Annotated in this window: 11 protein-coding genes and 1 tRNA gene; 5 read left to right on the forward strand and 7 right to left on the reverse strand. The window is 62.8% G+C overall.

The window, feature by feature from the left end; translation table 11 throughout:
- The first annotated feature begins 56 nt into the window (after positions 1 to 56).
- The 3 genes from U1700_RS09240 to U1700_RS09250 all read left to right on the forward strand — a co-directional run bounded on the left by U1700_RS09240 (position 57) and on the right by U1700_RS09250 (position 5,609).
- The gene (locus U1700_RS09240; RefSeq protein WP_332752136.1) at positions 57 to 2,675 is read left to right on the forward strand and encodes a TonB-dependent receptor; all 2,619 of its coding nucleotides are present in this window, start codon (positions 57 to 59) and stop codon (positions 2,673 to 2,675) included.
- Between the two features lie 70 nt (positions 2,676 to 2,745).
- Positions 2,746 to 4,254, forward strand: coding sequence for a tryptophan halogenase family protein (locus U1700_RS09245; RefSeq protein WP_332752138.1), 1,509 nt, complete (start codon positions 2,746 to 2,748; stop codon positions 4,252 to 4,254).
- On the forward strand, positions 4,251 to 5,609 hold the full coding sequence (locus tag U1700_RS09250; protein ID WP_332752139.1) for a tryptophan 7-halogenase: 1,359 nt from the start codon (positions 4,251 to 4,253) through the stop codon (positions 5,607 to 5,609). Before U1700_RS09245 ends, U1700_RS09250 begins: the two co-directional genes overlap by 4 nt.
- On the opposite strand, the gene U1700_RS09255 is transcribed toward U1700_RS09250, so the two are convergent.
- Positions 5,606 to 6,640: a glycoside hydrolase family 43 protein gene (locus U1700_RS09255; RefSeq protein WP_332752141.1), complete on the reverse strand. Its 1,035-nt coding sequence runs from the start codon at positions 6,638 to 6,640 to the stop codon at positions 5,606 to 5,608. The two genes, U1700_RS09250 and U1700_RS09255, sit on opposite strands and share 4 nt — an antisense overlap.
- Before the next feature lie 28 nt (positions 6,641 to 6,668).
- Positions 6,669 to 8,012 carry a glycoside hydrolase family 43 protein gene (locus U1700_RS09260; RefSeq protein WP_332752143.1) on the reverse strand — a complete coding sequence of 448 codons (1,344 nt, stop codon included), beginning with the start codon at positions 8,010 to 8,012 and terminating at the stop codon, positions 6,669 to 6,671.
- A gap of 88 nt (positions 8,013 to 8,100) precedes the next feature.
- Between U1700_RS09260 and U1700_RS09265 the strand changes: the two genes are divergently transcribed.
- The gene (locus U1700_RS09265) at positions 8,101 to 9,132 is read left to right on the forward strand and encodes a glycoside hydrolase family 43 protein (RefSeq protein ID WP_332752145.1); all 1,032 of its coding nucleotides are present in this window, start codon (positions 8,101 to 8,103) and stop codon (positions 9,130 to 9,132) included.
- Here U1700_RS09265 and U1700_RS09270 read toward each other — a convergent pair.
- Entirely contained in the window at positions 9,129 to 9,539 is a 411-nt protein-coding gene (locus tag U1700_RS09270) for a hypothetical protein (RefSeq protein ID WP_332752147.1), read from the reverse strand. The genes U1700_RS09265 and U1700_RS09270 overlap by 4 nt on opposite strands.
- Positions 9,540 to 9,837: 298 nt before the next feature.
- Here U1700_RS09270 and U1700_RS09275 point away from each other — a divergent pair, with 298 nt between their 5' ends.
- Positions 9,838 to 11,625 (forward strand): IlvD/Edd family dehydratase, encoded by a 1,788-nt coding sequence (locus U1700_RS09275; protein WP_332752148.1) that lies wholly within the window; start codon positions 9,838 to 9,840, stop codon positions 11,623 to 11,625.
- Positions 11,626 to 11,707: 82 nt separating this feature from the next.
- Here the strand turns inward: U1700_RS09275 and U1700_RS09280 are convergent, their stop codons facing one another.
- The 4 genes from U1700_RS09280 to def form a co-directional block, all read right to left on the reverse strand.
- Positions 11,708 to 12,472, reverse strand: coding sequence for a FadR/GntR family transcriptional regulator (locus U1700_RS09280; RefSeq protein WP_443025923.1), 765 nt, complete (start codon positions 12,470 to 12,472; stop codon positions 11,708 to 11,710).
- Positions 12,473 to 12,772: 300 nt separating this feature from the next.
- Positions 12,773 to 12,847, reverse strand: a tRNA-Gln gene (locus tag U1700_RS09285).
- A gap of 43 nt (positions 12,848 to 12,890) precedes the next feature.
- Positions 12,891 to 15,284 carry a putative bifunctional diguanylate cyclase/phosphodiesterase gene (locus tag U1700_RS09290; protein ID WP_332752152.1) on the reverse strand — a complete coding sequence of 798 codons (2,394 nt, stop codon included), beginning with the start codon at positions 15,282 to 15,284 and terminating at the stop codon, positions 12,891 to 12,893.
- 86 nt (positions 15,285 to 15,370) lie between these two features.
- Complete coding sequence (def, locus tag U1700_RS09295) at positions 15,371 to 15,910, reverse strand: peptide deformylase (RefSeq protein WP_332752153.1); 540 nt, start codon at positions 15,908 to 15,910, stop codon at positions 15,371 to 15,373.
- Positions 15,911 to 15,940: the final 30 nt, after the last annotated feature.

Below are 15,940 nucleotides of genomic sequence, written 5' to 3' on the forward strand. Positions count from 1 at the left end.
CGGCGACGCCCGCCACAACCGCCCAAACGCCAGGCGACTCCGCGACGACCGCCCCCGTGACTGATCAAGACGCCGGCTCGATCGTCGTGACCGGCATTCGCAAGTCTCTCCAGTCGGCGCAAAACCTTAAACGCAACAGCAACCAGATTGTCGATGCGATCGTCGCCGAGGATATTGGCAAGCTGCCCGACATCGCCGTGTCCGACACCGCCGCACGAATCCCCGGCGTCCAGGTCGAACGCGGCGGCGGCGAAGCGGGCCGGGTACTCGTCCGCGGCCTTCCCGATTTCACGACGACCTTCAACGGTCGCGAGATTTTTACCGCCGAGACACGCCAAGTCGCGCTCCAGGATTTTCCTGCCGGCGCGATCGCCGCGGTCGAAGTATTCAAGACCTCGTCGGCCAATCTGGTCGAAGCGGGCCTGGCCGGCCTGATCAACGTCCGCTCGCGCCGCCCATTCGATTTCAAGGGGCGGGAGATCGCCGGTTCTCTTTGGGGCGTCTATCCCAATGTCAGCCGTGACTTTGCGCCCAACGGGCAATTGCTGCTGAGCGACCGCTGGAAAGCCGGCGACGGCGAATTCGGGGCGCTGATCAACTTCAGTTATACCAAGCTCCATTATCGTGACTCGACTCGCCGAAATACGGACTTCGTTGCTCCTGGACCGAACGGCAGTCGCTTTCCTGATATTCAGCGGGTGACCTATGGCGAGGGTGTTCGCTCGCGCCCGTCAATCAATGGCGCGCTGCAATGGCGCCCCCAGCCCGGGCTGGAATTCTACGTCGATGGCCTGTGGCAAGGGTTCCGCAACAAGCTCAGCGACCGCGAATTGTCGGTCCCACTGTGGGGCGGTCAACAGTATAATAACCTGACCTTCCGTGACGGCACCAATTTGCTGACCGGCGGAACGGTGGTCAATCCGTTCCGCCCCGACGGCTATCAGGGCGGGACCTATAACAAGACCAACACTTATCAGTTCGCAGTTGGCGGCAGCTGGGATTCGGGGCCGCTGAAAGTGTCGGCTGACCTCGCCCGGACGACGAGCCGCTTCACCGGGTCGACCGAGAGCGTTGATTTCGCTTTTGCCAATCCGCAAACGATCGACTTTATCACCAACGTGCCGGGTAGTGACGGCCCCAGCTTCACGATCCGCAACTTTGATCCGGCCAATCCGGCCAACTATGTCTATCGCGGTCTTTACGAGCAGGCCCAGGTCGCCAAGGGTAAGGACGTCCAAGCCCGCCTCGATGCCGAATATGAGACGGGTATCGACGCCATTTCGAAGATTGAAGCCGGAGTTCGCTACGTTAATCGTGACGCGGATCGGCAGTTCGGCGATCGCTACAGCACGCAAAACGGCGGCAGCGCACTGAGCACTGTGCCGCTTGAATATGAACTGTTCGCACCCGGCTTCCGCGGTGACGACATGAAACCCTTCCCGTCGACCTGGCTTGCCCCCACCTACGACAGTATCCGCAGCAATATCGAGCAATTGCGCACCTACGCCGGCTACCCATCGGGAGCGCCACCATATAATCCGCGCGAAGCCGTGTTCGCCAAAGAGAAGTCGACCGCAGCCTATGCCCAGCTGAGCTACAAGTTTGGGCTAGTCGATGGTCAGGTCGGGCTTCGCTATGTCCGCACCCACGACAATCTGCGGGGCAACCAACTGTTCTTCGGCCCCGATCCCGACGGCGCCGGCCCGTTGCCGCCGCCAGCCGGCGTGTTCCGCGAGGCCGATGTCGATCGCAGTTATAGTGACTGGCTACCCAATGCGAGCGCGCGCTTCAAATTCACGGACAAGCTCCAGCTTCGGCTCGCCGCAACGAAGACCCGGACGCGGCCCAATTTCCGCGATTTGAGCCCGTCGTCCACCATTGACCAAGTTCCAGCGTGCTTCAGCCAGACTCCGGTCCAGCCGGGCTGCACCCTGACAGGCGGAGGCGGCAATCCCTTCCTGGAACGACTGAAGTCGAACAATTATGATGCCAGCCTCGAATACTATTTTGGACGCACCAGTTTTGCCTCTGTAGCTGCGTTCCGTCGTGACATGACCGGTTTCATCGAAGGCGGCACAACCGACGTGATCGAACCGATATCCGGCCGTCCGCTACGACTCGGAGGTCCGATCAATTCTGGCAAGGGCAAGATTCAGGGCGCCGAAGCCCAGTTCACCACTTTCCTTGATTTCGGTGGCACACCAGATTGGCTCCACGCCTTCGGCGTCCAGGCCAATGTCACATACATCGATGCGAAAGCGGACTTCGCTCAAGGCATCGGCAGCCCACCAGCCGTCGTAACGCGGCGTCTGCTCGGCGTCTCCAAATGGACCTACAACCTCGCTGCCTTCTATGAGAAGAACGGCTTCAACTTCCGGATGTCCTATAATTATCGGACGCCGTGGATGACCTCCTACCAGCCACGCAACGATTTCTCGTCCGGCGGGCAACCCTATCTGTTCGAGACAAAGACGCTCGGAGTCGGCCGACTCGACCTGTCGACGAGCTACAATATCAAAGACAACATCACCCTGTTCTACGACTGGACCAACATCCTCAAGCGACCCTATCGCGCCGAACTTATCCGGACCCAGGGCAACCTCGTCGAGCAGTTCCCGCTCGACGTCCGCTTTGAGGAGTCGGTGATGTCGGGAGGTATCCGCTTCAAATTCTGATCGGAAACGATATTGGCGAACCACAGGCCGGGGGACTGTCGTCTCCCGGCCTTTTTCTCGAGGTCGATGCGTGAGCGAAGCCAGCCCTTCCGACCAGCCCAAAACCCGCGTCGTCGTCCTCGGCGGGGGAACTGCTGGCTGGATGAGTGCCGCCGCTCTCGCTAGTCAGCTGCCTCACGCGGCCAGCGTGACGCTTATCGAAAGCGATGAGATCGGCATCGTCGGCGTCGGCGAGGCGACCCTCCCGCATATTCGCAATTTCGTCGAGATGCTCGGGCTCGACGAAGCCGAGTTCATTGCCGCGACTCACGCGACCTGCAAACTAGGCATCGACTTCCGCGATTTCGGCAGCATCGGCACCAGCTACCTTCACCCCTTCGGAAGCTTCGGCACTCCACTCAACGGCGTTCCCTTCCACCATTGGTGGCGCCGCGCGGGGCTCGAGTCCCAGGCACTATTCGACTGCTCGATCGCCAATATCATGGCCGAGCAGCGTCGCTTCGAACGCCCCTCGACCGACACCAATTCGCTGCTTTCAACCTATAATTACGCCTATCAGTTCGACGCGACCCTGTTTGCCCCCTATTTGCGCAACTGGGCGACCAGCCATGGCGTCACCCGCATCGAGGCGCGCGTCACGTCGGTCGAACGTGATCCCGGCAGCGGTGACGTCACTGCACTTCTGCTCGACCGGGGCGAGCGCATCGCGGGCGACCTGTTCATCGACTGCTCGGGTTTTCGCAGCATGCTGCTGGGCCAGACGATGGCGGCAGGATGGGAGGACTGGTCGCACTGGCTGCCGTGCGACCGCGCCGTCGCCATGCCCTCGGCTTCTCCACCTGGCCCGATCGACCCGTTTACCACCGCCACAGCGATGACGGCTGGCTGGCGCTGGCGCATCCCCCTCCAGCATCGCGTCGGCAACGGCTATGTCTATTCCTCGGCGCACCTCAGCGACGACGCCGCCGCCGATGCACTGGTCGGCGCGGTAACAGGCCAGCATCTCGCCGACCCGCGCCAGCTCCGCTTCCGCGCCGGTCGCCGAACACACGGCTGGGTCGGCAACGTCGTTGGCATCGGTCTCGCCTCGGGTTTCCTCGAACCGCTCGAATCGACGAGCATTTACCTGGCGCAAGGCGCCATCCTGCAGTTACTAGAGCTATTCCCCATCGGTTGCGCAAGCGATGCCGACCGCGCTGAATATAATCGGATGGTCGACCTTGAATATGAGCGCATCCGTGACTTCCTCATTCTCCATTATCACGCCACGACGCGCGACGATTCGCCCTTCTGGGATCATGTTCGCACAACGGTCGTTCCAGACAGTTTGGCGGCCAAGATCGCGCTGTGGCGCGAGGCTGGGCGGATCGAGAAATACAGCCACGGGCTGTTCTTCGAACCGAGCTGGATCGCCGTTTATCTGGGCCAAGGGCTGGTCCCGCTCCATTGGGACAGCCGCGCCGACGCGATCACGCCCGATGCAATTTCCGCCGCAATCGAACGTTTGCGCGGCCAGGTCGCGGCGGCAGCGGGGCAGATGCCGGGGCATGACGCCTTTCTGGCGAGCCTCGCGCGGTGAGCGAACGCGCGGTCCGGTCAATCTGCGTTGTCGGGGACGGCATCGTCGGGCTGTCGGCAGCGCTGGCAATCGGTCGGGCCTTCCCGACGGTCACGATGAGCATTCTGGGCACGACGAGCAATCCTGCGGCGGTGGCCGAACTCCCGCCCGCGACCCTGCCCACGGTCGGCCGCTTCCATGCGGCTATCGGGTTCGACGAACTTGATCTGGTCCGGCGCGGGATTGCGCAGCATCATCTGGGAACACGGTTCGGCGGTGCGCAGCCCTGGCTCCACAGCTTCGGCGAGGTCGGTCGTCCCGAGGGCGCGGTTGCCTTCCACCAGCTGTGGCTGCGCGCGCACGGCGAGGGCCGCGCGCTTCCCTTTGAGCAATATTCCCCGGCGAGCATGATCGGGGCGGCGGCCAAATTCGTTCATCCCTCGGCCGACGCCTCGTCGCCCTTGTCGACCTATCTCTATGGCCTTCGCTTCAATGCTCAACGCTACCGCGAGGCGCTCGACCTCGCCGCCGGCGAGGTCCCGCGCGTGGCAGGCGAGGTGCTGGCCATCGAGCGCAGTTCCGACGGGCGCATCGCCGCCTTGCGCCTGTCAGATGACCGCCGCCTCGCTGCCGACCTCTATCTCGATTGCAGCGGGCCACGCGCCATCGTCCACCGCCTGATCGCCAGCCGTTTCGACGACTGGTCGAAATGGATCACGCCGACCGCGGCGACGATCACAATCGCTGGCTCCTCCACCCCGGACCCGCTCGATTTCGCCGAGCAGGGCGCGGACGGATGGTCCCTCACGGCAACCGCACCCGGCGTAGAGACGCAGACAAGGCTTGGTCGTTGCGGCGAGTCGCTCAAGTCCGGTCGGCTCACCGAACCGTTCCGCCACAATGTCCTCGCGCTGGGCGACGCGGCGGTCGCGCTCGATCCGCTGCTCGGCCTCAACCTGTCGCTGGCGCACAATGCCATCTTGCGCGCGATCGAGCTGATGCCCGGTCGGGACATGAACCCGCTCGAGCTTGCCGAATATAACCGCCGGACCGAACGCGAGCAGCTGCGCGTCCGCGATGCGCGGATGCTGCTCGAGCCGTCGTTCGACGAACTGCCCGACACGCTGGCGCGGACCCTTGAGCAATGGCGTGCGCGCGGCCGCCTGCCGTTCTTCGAAGAAGAATTGCTGACCCCGTCGAGTTGGGCACAATTGCTTATCGGCCGCGGGATCCTGCCCAGGGCCGTGGCGCCGCTTACCGGACAGGTCGACAGCGATGCCGCGGCGGGGGCAATGGCGCGCTATGCTGCCGGGATCGCCGACCTCGCAGCGAGCATCCCGCCCTATCCGGCCTATCTTGCGACGATGGGCGCCTAGCGCGCTGGCGCCTTGCGCAACCCCATACCGAGCACCGGCTTGCCATCCTTCCAGCTCAGCGGCGCGATGTAGAGGAAGCGGCTGTCCCCGACCTTGCGGCAGCCCTTGGTCGCGGCCCACGCGTGGAAGGCGATGAAACTGCGCCCGGCGGCCTGGAAAATTGACTGATGCCCGGGGCCACTGAGACAACCGGCCTCGCGGTCGTTGAAACTGTGGAGCACCGGATTGTCGGGAGCGTCCTTGCACGGGCCGAGCGGCGATGTGCAGGTTGCATAGCCCATCGCATAGGGCGAAATGCGCTGATCGTCGTTCCAGCCATAATAGCCTCCGGAATAGAATAGCTGATAGCCGCCCCCGGGCACGCGAACCATGGTCGGCGCCTCGACCAGCTTCTGCTGCCAAGCCTTTGAATCGCGCTCGATCGCGACCGGCTGGCCAATCAGAGTTGTCCCGTCGGCGCCCAACTGCTGGCCCCAGATGGCCGAGCTTTTGGCGACGCGATTGCCGTCATTCTTGTAATAGAGATAGAGTTTACCGTCGGTGTCGCGGAAGGCGTCGGCGTCGATTGTCCCGCCCAGATCGACCTGGCAAACCAGCGGCTCAGCCGCGCTGTCGACAAATGGTCCACGCGGATCGCTCGCGCTCGCGACGCCGACACACTGGCGATCGAGCTTGCGGTGCGCCGCAGTGTAATAGAGCAAATAGCGTTCGCCGACGCGCATGACTTCGGGCGCCCAGGTTGAATCCTTCTTCGCCCACGCCCCAAGCGTCGGCAGGCCGTCCAGTTTCTTGCCCGGATTCGCCGGGTCCATCACCGGCGACCAGTGCACAAGGTCCTTGGATTCCGCCATCGGCAAATTCCGGCCGTCGTTGGTCGAATAAGCGATGAACCCGCCCTTCGCGACGAGCACGAACGGATCGGGAAAATTCTGCTCGAAAACAGGCGCGAAAGATGGATCGGCGATGGCGGCGGTGGCCAATCCGGCCAGCGAAGCGGCAAGCAGCAGGCGGCGCTTGTTCAAACCCAACATCACAAACCCCTCCAATATTTATAGGCACTTAGCGCAGTGTAACCCGATCTTGACCGAATTCCAGCCCAACCGTTAGCAGCGCGCGAAACTCGTTATAGCCGCCCGTCCCAGGGTGATAGGCGTGAAAGAAAAGCTGGGGTCGACCGTCGATCCCCGGCGCGACGGAAGCATGGCCGGGCGCAAGCCATGTCGGGGTCGAGCGAAGCAGCGGTTCGGGCTGCTTCATATACGGCCCGAACATGCTGTCGGCGACCGCGACGCCGATTCCATAGGATGGACTGGTGAAGTCGTTACCGGCGTAAAACAGCCAGTAACGGTCATGCTGCCGGGTCAGCCAAGGACCCTCGATCAAATGCCCCTCCCAGTCGAGGTCGTTCGCGAGGATCTGGGTCGGCTCGCCGATCAGCGCGCGGCCGTCCTGGCTTAGCTTCTGGGCCAGGATCGGCGTGCTCATGTCGGTCACGATTTGTGGACCGAGACCTGATTCCTGAAGTGCTCGACGAACCTTGGACCAGTTGGCCAGCGCCGCGCGGATCAGCGGCTGCATCAGGAAAAAGCGCTCCATCGAACGGCGACTATTGGCCCAAGGCTGCACCGCCGCAGAAAATGCCGCCGTACGCCGGTCACGTTCGTCGTCGAAGAGGATAGGAATGAGATGGGGTTGTTCCCGCAGCAATGCGGCCAGCGGACGCGGCCAATGGCTATTGGTGTCGCGTTTCCACAGCAGCACCGGCTCACCGTCGAGAATGGTGATGTGCGAGTCGATGACGCTGTCGCCAAGCAAAGGGGCGCCATTGTCGATCCACGGCCCCGCCGGGTGACCGCTCCGCGCAAGCCCGATGCACAGCACATTGTTGCGATCGCGGGCGGTGTAGCTGAGCCAATATTCGTCGCCCACCCGCGCCATTTCAGGGGCCCAGAAATCAGCCTTTTGCACTCCGGCCATTGTCCAGTCTGGCGTATGACCCTCGTCGAACACAAAACCGCGCGGTTCCCAGCGTTCGCCATCCTCAGAATGAAGAATCGGGAAAGCATCGGGCGCATCGTTGGAGGTTGCCACCAGCCAATAGCCGTCATCATCCTTGAGCACCGCCGGGTCACCGTAGCCAGCAAGGATTCGCGGCGATAAGTTGGTCGTGATCAGCGGCCGCCACGGCGGCTCGTTGCCGGCAGGGGCAACAGTGTCGAAGTGGCGCGGCAAACGCGTCCCGAAATCGCGCGAAAGCTCCTCGAAAAACTGCTCATAATGAAGCGGATCTCCGCCCGCCACGCGATAGTGGTGCGGCTCGCCATCGCTCGGCCGGACGGTGAACAGGGTCGCTTCGCCTTCGGCGAGGGCATCGACGGCGAAGCTCAAGGGTGCGCTGATCATCCAGCAGTTAATAGGCCCTCAAATGTGCCCTTGGAAGCCGCCAATTGCTGCCGATTGCCAAGCGCCGCCATCACGCTAGACTGAGACGATGCGTATCCTCCTCCCCTTTTTCGCCGCGTTGCTCGGGGCCGCCGGGCCGGCGCCGCGCTATGCCAACCCGATTATCGACCATGATTTTCCGGACCCGGCGGTGCTGCGGGCGAGCGACGGTTTTTATTATGCCTATGCGACCCAGTCGACGGGTGCCGATGGCAAGTTTCGCAACATTGCGGCAGCCCGTTCGCGCGACCTTGTACACTGGAGCGAGCTTGCCGACGCACTCCCGGTCAAGCCCGCCTGGGCAAGCCGGACTCAGGATTTCTGGGCGCCCCATGTGATTGCCGCCAAGGGACGTTATTATCTTTATTTTTCAGCCAAGCCGGATGCGGCGCTCAGCGACGACAAGCAAGGGCTATGCCTCGCCGTCGCTACAGCATCACGGCCGCAGGGACCGTTCAGCGACAGCGGCCGGCCGCTCAAGTGCGGGCCAAGCTATGTGAACATCGACCCGATGGCCTTCGACGATCCAGCAACCGGCAAGCACCTGCTTTACTGGGGCTCGGGGATGGAGCCGATCAAGGTCCAGGAACTGGCGCAAGATCGGCTTTCATTCGCGCCTGGTTCGTCTCCAAAACCGCTGCTGACCCCGGTCAAGAGCGAGGATCCGGCCGAATATCGTCGGCTGGTCGAAGGCGCATGGGTGACTCGTCACGGCGGCTATTATTATCTGTTCGCGTCGGGCGATAATTGTTGCGGGACGAAAGCGCATTACGGGGTGTTCGTTGCGCGCTCACGCTCAGCGACTGGCCCCTTCACCATCCGTCCTCGCCCCGCCTATCTGGTCGTCGAAGGCAATGCGAAATGGGCAGCGCCCGGTCATAATTCGTTGATCGCCGACCGCAACGGACGCATCTGGATGCTCTATCACGGAGTCGATCGAGCAGTGCCGCGAGCCAAGCCGAGCGACGAGATCAATACCCGGCGGGTCCTGCTGCTCGACGCGATCGTATGGCGAAACGGCTGGCCGATCGTCGCCAACACCCAGCCTTCGTCAGGCCTGGTGACCGCCCCGCGTCCCTAGATCGGGCGGACGGCGTCGCCGATCATCACGCCGTTGAAGGGTACCAGGACCAGGTTGAACTTCTGCTCGTCGGGTTTCGTCGCCCGGCCACCAAAAGCGGTCCGCTGCTGTCGACGCGTGCGGGTGGTCTTGATCCGGCTCATGTTGGGCATGACATGGACGACCTTGCCTTCGCCCTTCACAATCTCGAAATTGCCCAGCGACAACTCGGTGTCGGGATCGAACAGCTCAGTGCCGTTGGCGTAGATGACAAAGCGCATGTCAAAGGTCACGCCGTTCGACTGCCCTGTGCTGATGACCAGGCTGGTGTAATCATCATGCTCGCCGACGGCGTCATTGTCGGTCACCAGCGCTCCATCGCTCCGCACCAGCGCGACAACTCGAGCGAATGGCTTATCGTCGGACATCGGTGGAAACTTCCTTCCTTGACGATTGCACGCCATTTCGAGGCGAGACGGGCCCACTCGTACAGCAGGCACAGGCAATGATCGAATAGCGGCGGGCTATAGTAGTTTTACCGCTGCTGGAAAGGCTGAACCATCACAGATTCCTTTCGGGAGGCCGCCAGGACGCGCTTGCAAAGACCTCCCGCCCAGCAGCTATCAGGCGTATGCTTCGTCTAACGTAAACGCAGTCCTTGTCCTGATTTATTTGTCTGATTACATAGGCGTATCGAAGCGAGAGGATTATCAGATCGTGAGTGACATGCCCCGACGCCCTCTCCGTTCGCGGGCATGGTTTGACGATCCGTCGAACCCGGACATGACCGCGCTCTATCTCGAGCGCTACATGAACTTCGGTTTGAGCCTGGAAGAGCTACAGTCGGATCGCCCGATCATCGGTATCGCCCAGACCGGAAGCGACCTGTCGCCGTGCAACCGCCACCATCTCGTCCTTGCCGATCGATTGCGCGAGGGTATTCGCGAGGCGGGCGGGATCGCGATCGAATTTCCTGTTCATCCGATCCAGGAGACAGGCAAGCGCCCGACCGCCGGGCTCGACCGCAATCTCGCCTACCTCGGGCTGGTCGAGACTTTGTTCGGCTATCCGCTCGACGGCACGGTCCTGACAATTGGTTGCGACAAGACCACCCCGGCGTGCCTGATGGCCGCCGCCACGGTCAATATCCCGGCGATCGCGCTGTCGGTCGGGCCGATGCTCAACGGATGGTTCAAGGGCGAGCGGACCGGTTCGGGCACGATCGTGTGGAAAGCGCGCGAGCTGCTCGCGACCGGCGAGATTGATTACAAGGGGTTCATCAAGCTGGTGGCCTCGTCGGCCCCGTCGACGGGCTATTGCAACACGATGGGCACCGCCACGACGATGAACAGCCTGGCCGAGGCGCTGGGCATGTCGCTGTCGGGATCGGCTGCGATCCCCGCTCCGTACCGCGACCGGCAGGAATGTGCCTACGAGACCGGCAAGCGGATCGTCGAAATGGTCCATGCCGACCGAAAGCCATCGGACATCATGACGCTTAGCGCCTTCCACAACGCGATCGTCGTCAGTGCCGCTATCGGCGGATCGACCAATGCTCCGATCCACCTTGCCGCGATCGCCAGGCACATGGGAGTCGACCTTCCTCTCGATGATTGGCAGCGGCTCGGGCGAGACATCCCTTTGCTCGTCAACCTCCAGCCAGCCGGGGAATATCTCGGCGAGGATTATTACCGTGCCGGGGGCGTCCCCGCCGTCGCTGCCGAATTGCTAAAGCAGGGACTGATCAGCGAAGACGCAATCACCGTCACCGGCTCGACCTTTGCCGACGAGATCCGCAACGCGACGATCGAAGACGAGCGAGTCATTCGCCGCTTTGATGCACCCCTCAAGGAGGCAGCCGGATTCTCGATCCTGCGTGGCAATTTGTTCGACAGCGCGATCATGAAATTATCGGTCATCTCGCCCGACTTTCGCAAACGGTATCTGTCCAACCCAGACGATCCCAACGCGTTCGAAGGCAAGGTCATCGTGTTCGACGGTCCCGAGGATTATCATGCGCGGATCGACAGCCCCGACCTCGGCGCCGACGATCGCACGTTGCTGGTGATGCGCGGTGCGGGCCCGATCGGCTATCCGGGCGCCGCCGAGGTGGTCAACATGCGCCCGCCGGTGCACCTCATCGAAGACGGTATCCATGCCCTCCCCTGCATTGGCGACGGACGCCAGTCGGGAACGTCAGGCTCACCCTCGATCCTCAACGCCTCACCCGAAGCTGCCGCGGGGGGTGGGCTTGCGCTGCTTCGCTCGGGAGACCGCGTACGGATCGATCTCAATACCGGTCAAGCCAACATGCTCGTCGATCCCGATGAAATTGCGCGTCGCCGGGCGGAACTCGATGCGGGCGGCGGCTACAAATATCCCGCGAGCCAGACTCCCTGGCAAGCGATCCAGCGCGCCACCGTCGGCCAGCTCGAATCGGGAGCAATCCTCGAAGGCGCCGAGCAATATCAGCGGATCGCGCAGCGCATCGGCGTCCCGCGCCACAATCACTGAGCAGCGACCACTCCGGATCCGGCCGATCGGGTCGGACAAGGACTGCTGGTCATGGCCAAACGCGATCTGACGCGGTCGCGCCTCAGGCGCCGCCCGATCTTTCCTCGTAGATCAGTTCGCGCGCGTGCCGCGTGTCGAACAGCGCCAGGTCGACCAGATGCGCCATCGCCGCATGGGCCGCGGCCGGGTCCTTGGCCGCCACCGCGTCGAGCACCTTGCGGTGATCGGGGATCGCATCGCGGTGAAGCGGCACCTGGCGCTGTTTGAACACCGTGGTCCATGCCACCGCCGCGCCGACCCCGGGGATCATCGATATGAGGAAAGCATTGTTCGACGCCTCGAGCAGTGCCGAGTGAAACTCCTGATCGGCGGCGCGCCCTGCTTCGGTCGCCAGGCTGTGGGTAGCCATAGCTTCCAGTGCGACCGTCATCCGTTCGACCTGTGCCTCGGTGCGTCGCACGGCGGCCAGTGCCGCCGCTTCGGGCTCGACGATCCGGCGGAGCTCGAACAGACCGTCGAGCAGCGATTCCTCTGGCTCGGACCGGAAAATCCAGCCGAGCACGTCGGGATCGAGCAAATGCCATTGCTCGCGCGGGCTGACCCTCGTTCCGATCTTGGGGCGTGAACTGACCAGTCCCTTGGCCGACAGGATCCGCACCGCCTCACGGTAAGCGGTCCGCGAAACGTTGAGCAACCCGCTTGCCTCAATCTCGCCATCGAGGATGTCGCCGGGCTTGATCTCCCCCGACACGATCTTCATTCCCAGGTCGCGCGCGATCGTACCGTGAAGGCGAAGCGCACCGCCGCCTCTCGCACCAGCCCGTTCGTCATGATCGCCCTTGCCCATCATTCGACCAAGAACGAGTTTCGCCGCGCAATCAAGGGCTCAAGCACCGATGCTGAGCATTGAGACCAAAATCCACGACAAGGTCGATCAGCTGCATCGCCTTGGCGGTCTCCTGCTTCACCCGGCCATATTCGGTCGCGGTTTTCCATCGGCTCGATCGTCGTCGGCGACCCATTCCATATATATTTCGTTGGTTGCCGACCTGGTTGGTTTCGGTCGCGCCGCAGGCAAGGTCGACTTCCCGCGCCCCGAGGACCCATCGTACGGGATCGGCCAAAGCTGGGCCTATTCCAGCAAAGCTGGCTGGGGCGGCAGGATTCGAACCTGCGAATGCCGGCATCAAAAGCCGGTGCCTTACCACTTGGCGACGCCCCAATGAGGGGGCGCTTTAGAGGCGGTTGGCCACGCTGGAAAGGGGTCAGGCACGGCGGCGGATCGGTTCGGGCGCCTTAACCGGACGATGTTGAGCCTGCCGGACGGCATCGGCGGACATTGGGCGACCGAACAGGAAGCCCTGCAACTGCGAGCAGCCGAGGTGTGCCATCAGCTCGGCCTGCGCTGCGGTTTCAATCCCTTCGGCTGTGGTTTCGACTCCCAATCCCTTGGCGAGGGCCAGGATCGACCCGACAATCGCCATGCTTTCGCGCTGACCATTGGCAGCCGCCCGGACGAACATCTGGTCGATCTTGATCTTGGCGAAAAAGCTGTGAGTCAAATATCCGAAGCTTGAATAGCCCGTGCCGAAATCGTCGAGGACGAGGCGTACGCCAAGGCTGCGAAGGTTCGACAGCGCGCCCAGCGTTGCCGTGTCATCCCCCATGAAAACGCTTTCGGTGACCTCGATCTCGAGCCGATGGGGCGCGAGCCCGCTGTCTCGCAACGCTTCCGCGACGGTCTCGTGCAAGCCCGCTCCGGTCAGCTGCGCGACCGAAACATTGACCGCGACTCGCCACTCGCTGGACCAGGTCGCAGCCTGGCGGCAGGCCTCGCGAATGACCCAGTCGCCGATCTGGTGAATCAGCCCAACATCCTCGATGATCGGGATGAATACATCCGGTGAGATGGACCCGCGCTGGGGATGCGACCAGCGCAGCAGCGCCTCATGGCCGACCACGTCCATCGACGCCGCGTCGAGAATCGGCTGATAGGCGAGGTGCAATTCACCGCGCCTGACCGCCTCACGCACGTCATTTTCGAGCAAACGGTCGGCCTGCGCCTTGGCCAGCATCCACGGCTCGTAAAAGGCCGAGCATCCCCGCCCCTGCTCTTTGGCGCGATAGAGCGCCAGGTCCGCGCTGCGCATGAGATGGCCCTCGGTGACGCCGTCGATCGGCGCCCGGGCAACGCCAATCGACACGCCAACGTGAATCGGGGTCGCGCCGATGATGAAGCCCTCGTTCATCGTCGCGACAATGGCTTCGGCCAGCGTGACCAGCGTCAGCGTATCCGACGCAGCTCGCCAGACCACTGCGAACTCGTCACCGCCAAGCCGGGCAACCCCGGCATTCTCCCCGCACACTGCCGTGATCCGCCTGGCGACCTCGATCAGCAGCTGGTCGCCGACGGCATGACCTAGCGTGTCATTGACCAGCTTGAAGCGATCGAGATCGAGCAACAGCAGAACACACTGGCCATCGCCGGCGATCTGGCGAAGCCGGGCTTCCTCAATCATTTCACGCACCAAAAGGCGGTTGCCGAGCCCAGTGAGAGGATCGCGCCGGGCAATCTTGATACTGTCGGTGCCCTGTCCCGCCCGTTGCAGGGTGATGTCCGACGCCACACCGCGCCACCCCGTAATTACGCGCCATTCGTCGCGCACCGGCCGTCCCGACATGCAGAACCAGCGTTTTCCGTCGATCGTCGGAAAGGCGATTTCGTGGAACGACTGGCCACCGCCGATCGCGGCGAACAGCGCGCGCGTCCCTTCGGACAGGGCCGAATGACGATTGCCGGGATCGATCAGCTTGCGCGCGCTGGTTCCGATCAACTCGGCGACGGGTCGTCCGATCGACCTTGCCATGCCGATCGACAGGTATCGAATGTTCAGATCGGCATCGAGCTCCCACAGCCAGTCGCTTCCGCTCGACTGGAACTCGCGCAGCAGGCTGATCAGCTGGCCCTGCTCCTCAAGATCGCAACGCGAATTAATTTGCCGGACGAACACGCGCCCATTCGCTAGGATCGACTGAATCATGCTCAGCGGAATGGTCGCGGCGAGCAATGTCTCAGCGATGCTCTCGTGGTAAATGGTCATCCGCACCTGACCTACGCCAAGGACTAGAATGAAGACTAATGCGGCCATCGGCGCGATGCCGAGCGATGTCGCGCCACTGGACATCAGACCGAGCAAGACCATTCCGATCATGATCTGGTGGTGCTGCGGAAGCATGGGCGACCACAGAAGTGGCGGCACGACCCACAGCAGCGCTGCAACGGCGACAAGGACCGTCGTTTCGGGCAACGCATTTGGCGGAATCTGTCGCTCGATCCGCAGTTTGAGCATTTTGGCCCGGATGATGCGGGCGCAGGCGACGAAGATTGACGCCATCATCCAACCGATCAGCGCGGGCCAGGATACGGCATGTCTAAGCTCCCACCCCATCAGCAGGACAGTGAAAATGGCAAGGAGTTGCGCGAGCGGGGTTAGCCTGAGCAGTTCGCGTAACTGCTCGCCCCGAATGGCAACAAGTATCGGCTCGCGTGCCGACGAGATCGACAGAAGGTCGCGGAGCCCTTCGCGCGGGATCATGGCTCGTGACACTCGCCGCTCGACGATTTCCGCCTCGGGGACATCGGAAGTGGGGCAGGTCATGCCATCGTCTTCGTCTCCCATTCCGAAAGGAAGGGTGAAGCATGGCGCCGGATCGGAGCGAACTCTCGCCGCCGCGATCCGGCCGGTCAGGCGGCCTTGAGCCCGCGTTCCTTGCGGGCCTTAGCCAGCTTTTTGAGCACTATCTCGCGCTTCAGCCGCGACAGGTGGTCGATGAACAATATGCCCTCGAGATGGTCCATCTCGTGCTGCAGGCACACCGCGAGCAGACCTTCGAGCTCCTCCTCATGGCGCACGCCAGCCTCGTCGAGCCAGCGGGCGCGGATGCGGTCGGGGCGATAGACGTCGGCATATTGGTCGGGCACCGACAGGCAGCCCTCGCTATACGGCACCTCGTCGTCGGACGTGGTCAAGATCTCGGGATTGATGAAGACGCGCGGTTCCTTGACCATCTCGCCGCCCTCTTCGACGGGTTCGCCCAAGTCCATCACCAGCAGTCGCCTGGGCACGCCTACCTGGACCGCCGCAAGGCCAATGCCCGGCGCGTCGTACATCGTTTCGAACATGTCGGCGATCAACGCGCGCAGATCGTCGTCGACCGCCTCGACCGGGGTCGAGATCTGGCGCAGAACGGGGTCGGGCGTTTCGAGGATGCGAAGAATGGCCATGGCCGCGAATTAGTCTTTTGCTCCCGCGAC

Origin of the sequence: Sphingomonas sp. RB1R13 (assembly GCF_036663775.1) — a bacterium.
Classification (GTDB): Bacteria; Pseudomonadota; Alphaproteobacteria; order Sphingomonadales; family Sphingomonadaceae; genus Sphingomicrobium.

Excerpts from the sequence above, each read along its gene's own strand:
- U1700_RS09255 (WP_332752141.1), bottom strand. The coding sequence starts at position 6,640 with ATGTTGGGTTTGAACAAGCGCCGCCTGCTGCTTGCCGCTTCGCTGGCC.
- U1700_RS09260 (WP_332752143.1), bottom strand. The coding sequence starts at position 8,012 with ATGATCAGCGCACCCTTGAGCTTCGCCGTCGATGCCCTCGCCGAAGGC.
- U1700_RS09265 (WP_332752145.1), top strand. The coding sequence starts at position 8,101 with ATGCGTATCCTCCTCCCCTTTTTCGCCGCGTTGCTCGGGGCCGCCGGG.
- U1700_RS09270 (WP_332752147.1), bottom strand. The coding sequence starts at position 9,539 with ATGTCCGACGATAAGCCATTCGCTCGAGTTGTCGCGCTGGTGCGGAGC.
- U1700_RS09275 (WP_332752148.1), top strand. The coding sequence starts at position 9,838 with ATGCCCCGACGCCCTCTCCGTTCGCGGGCATGGTTTGACGATCCGTCG.
- U1700_RS09280 (WP_443025923.1), bottom strand. The coding sequence starts at position 12,472 with ATGGGCAAGGGCGATCATGACGAACGGGCTGGTGCGAGAGGCGGCGGT.
- U1700_RS09290 (WP_332752152.1), bottom strand. The coding sequence starts at position 15,284 with ATGACCTGCCCCACTTCCGATGTCCCCGAGGCGGAAATCGTCGAGCGG.
- def (WP_332752153.1), bottom strand. The coding sequence starts at position 15,910 with ATGGCCATTCTTCGCATCCTCGAAACGCCCGACCCCGTTCTGCGCCAG.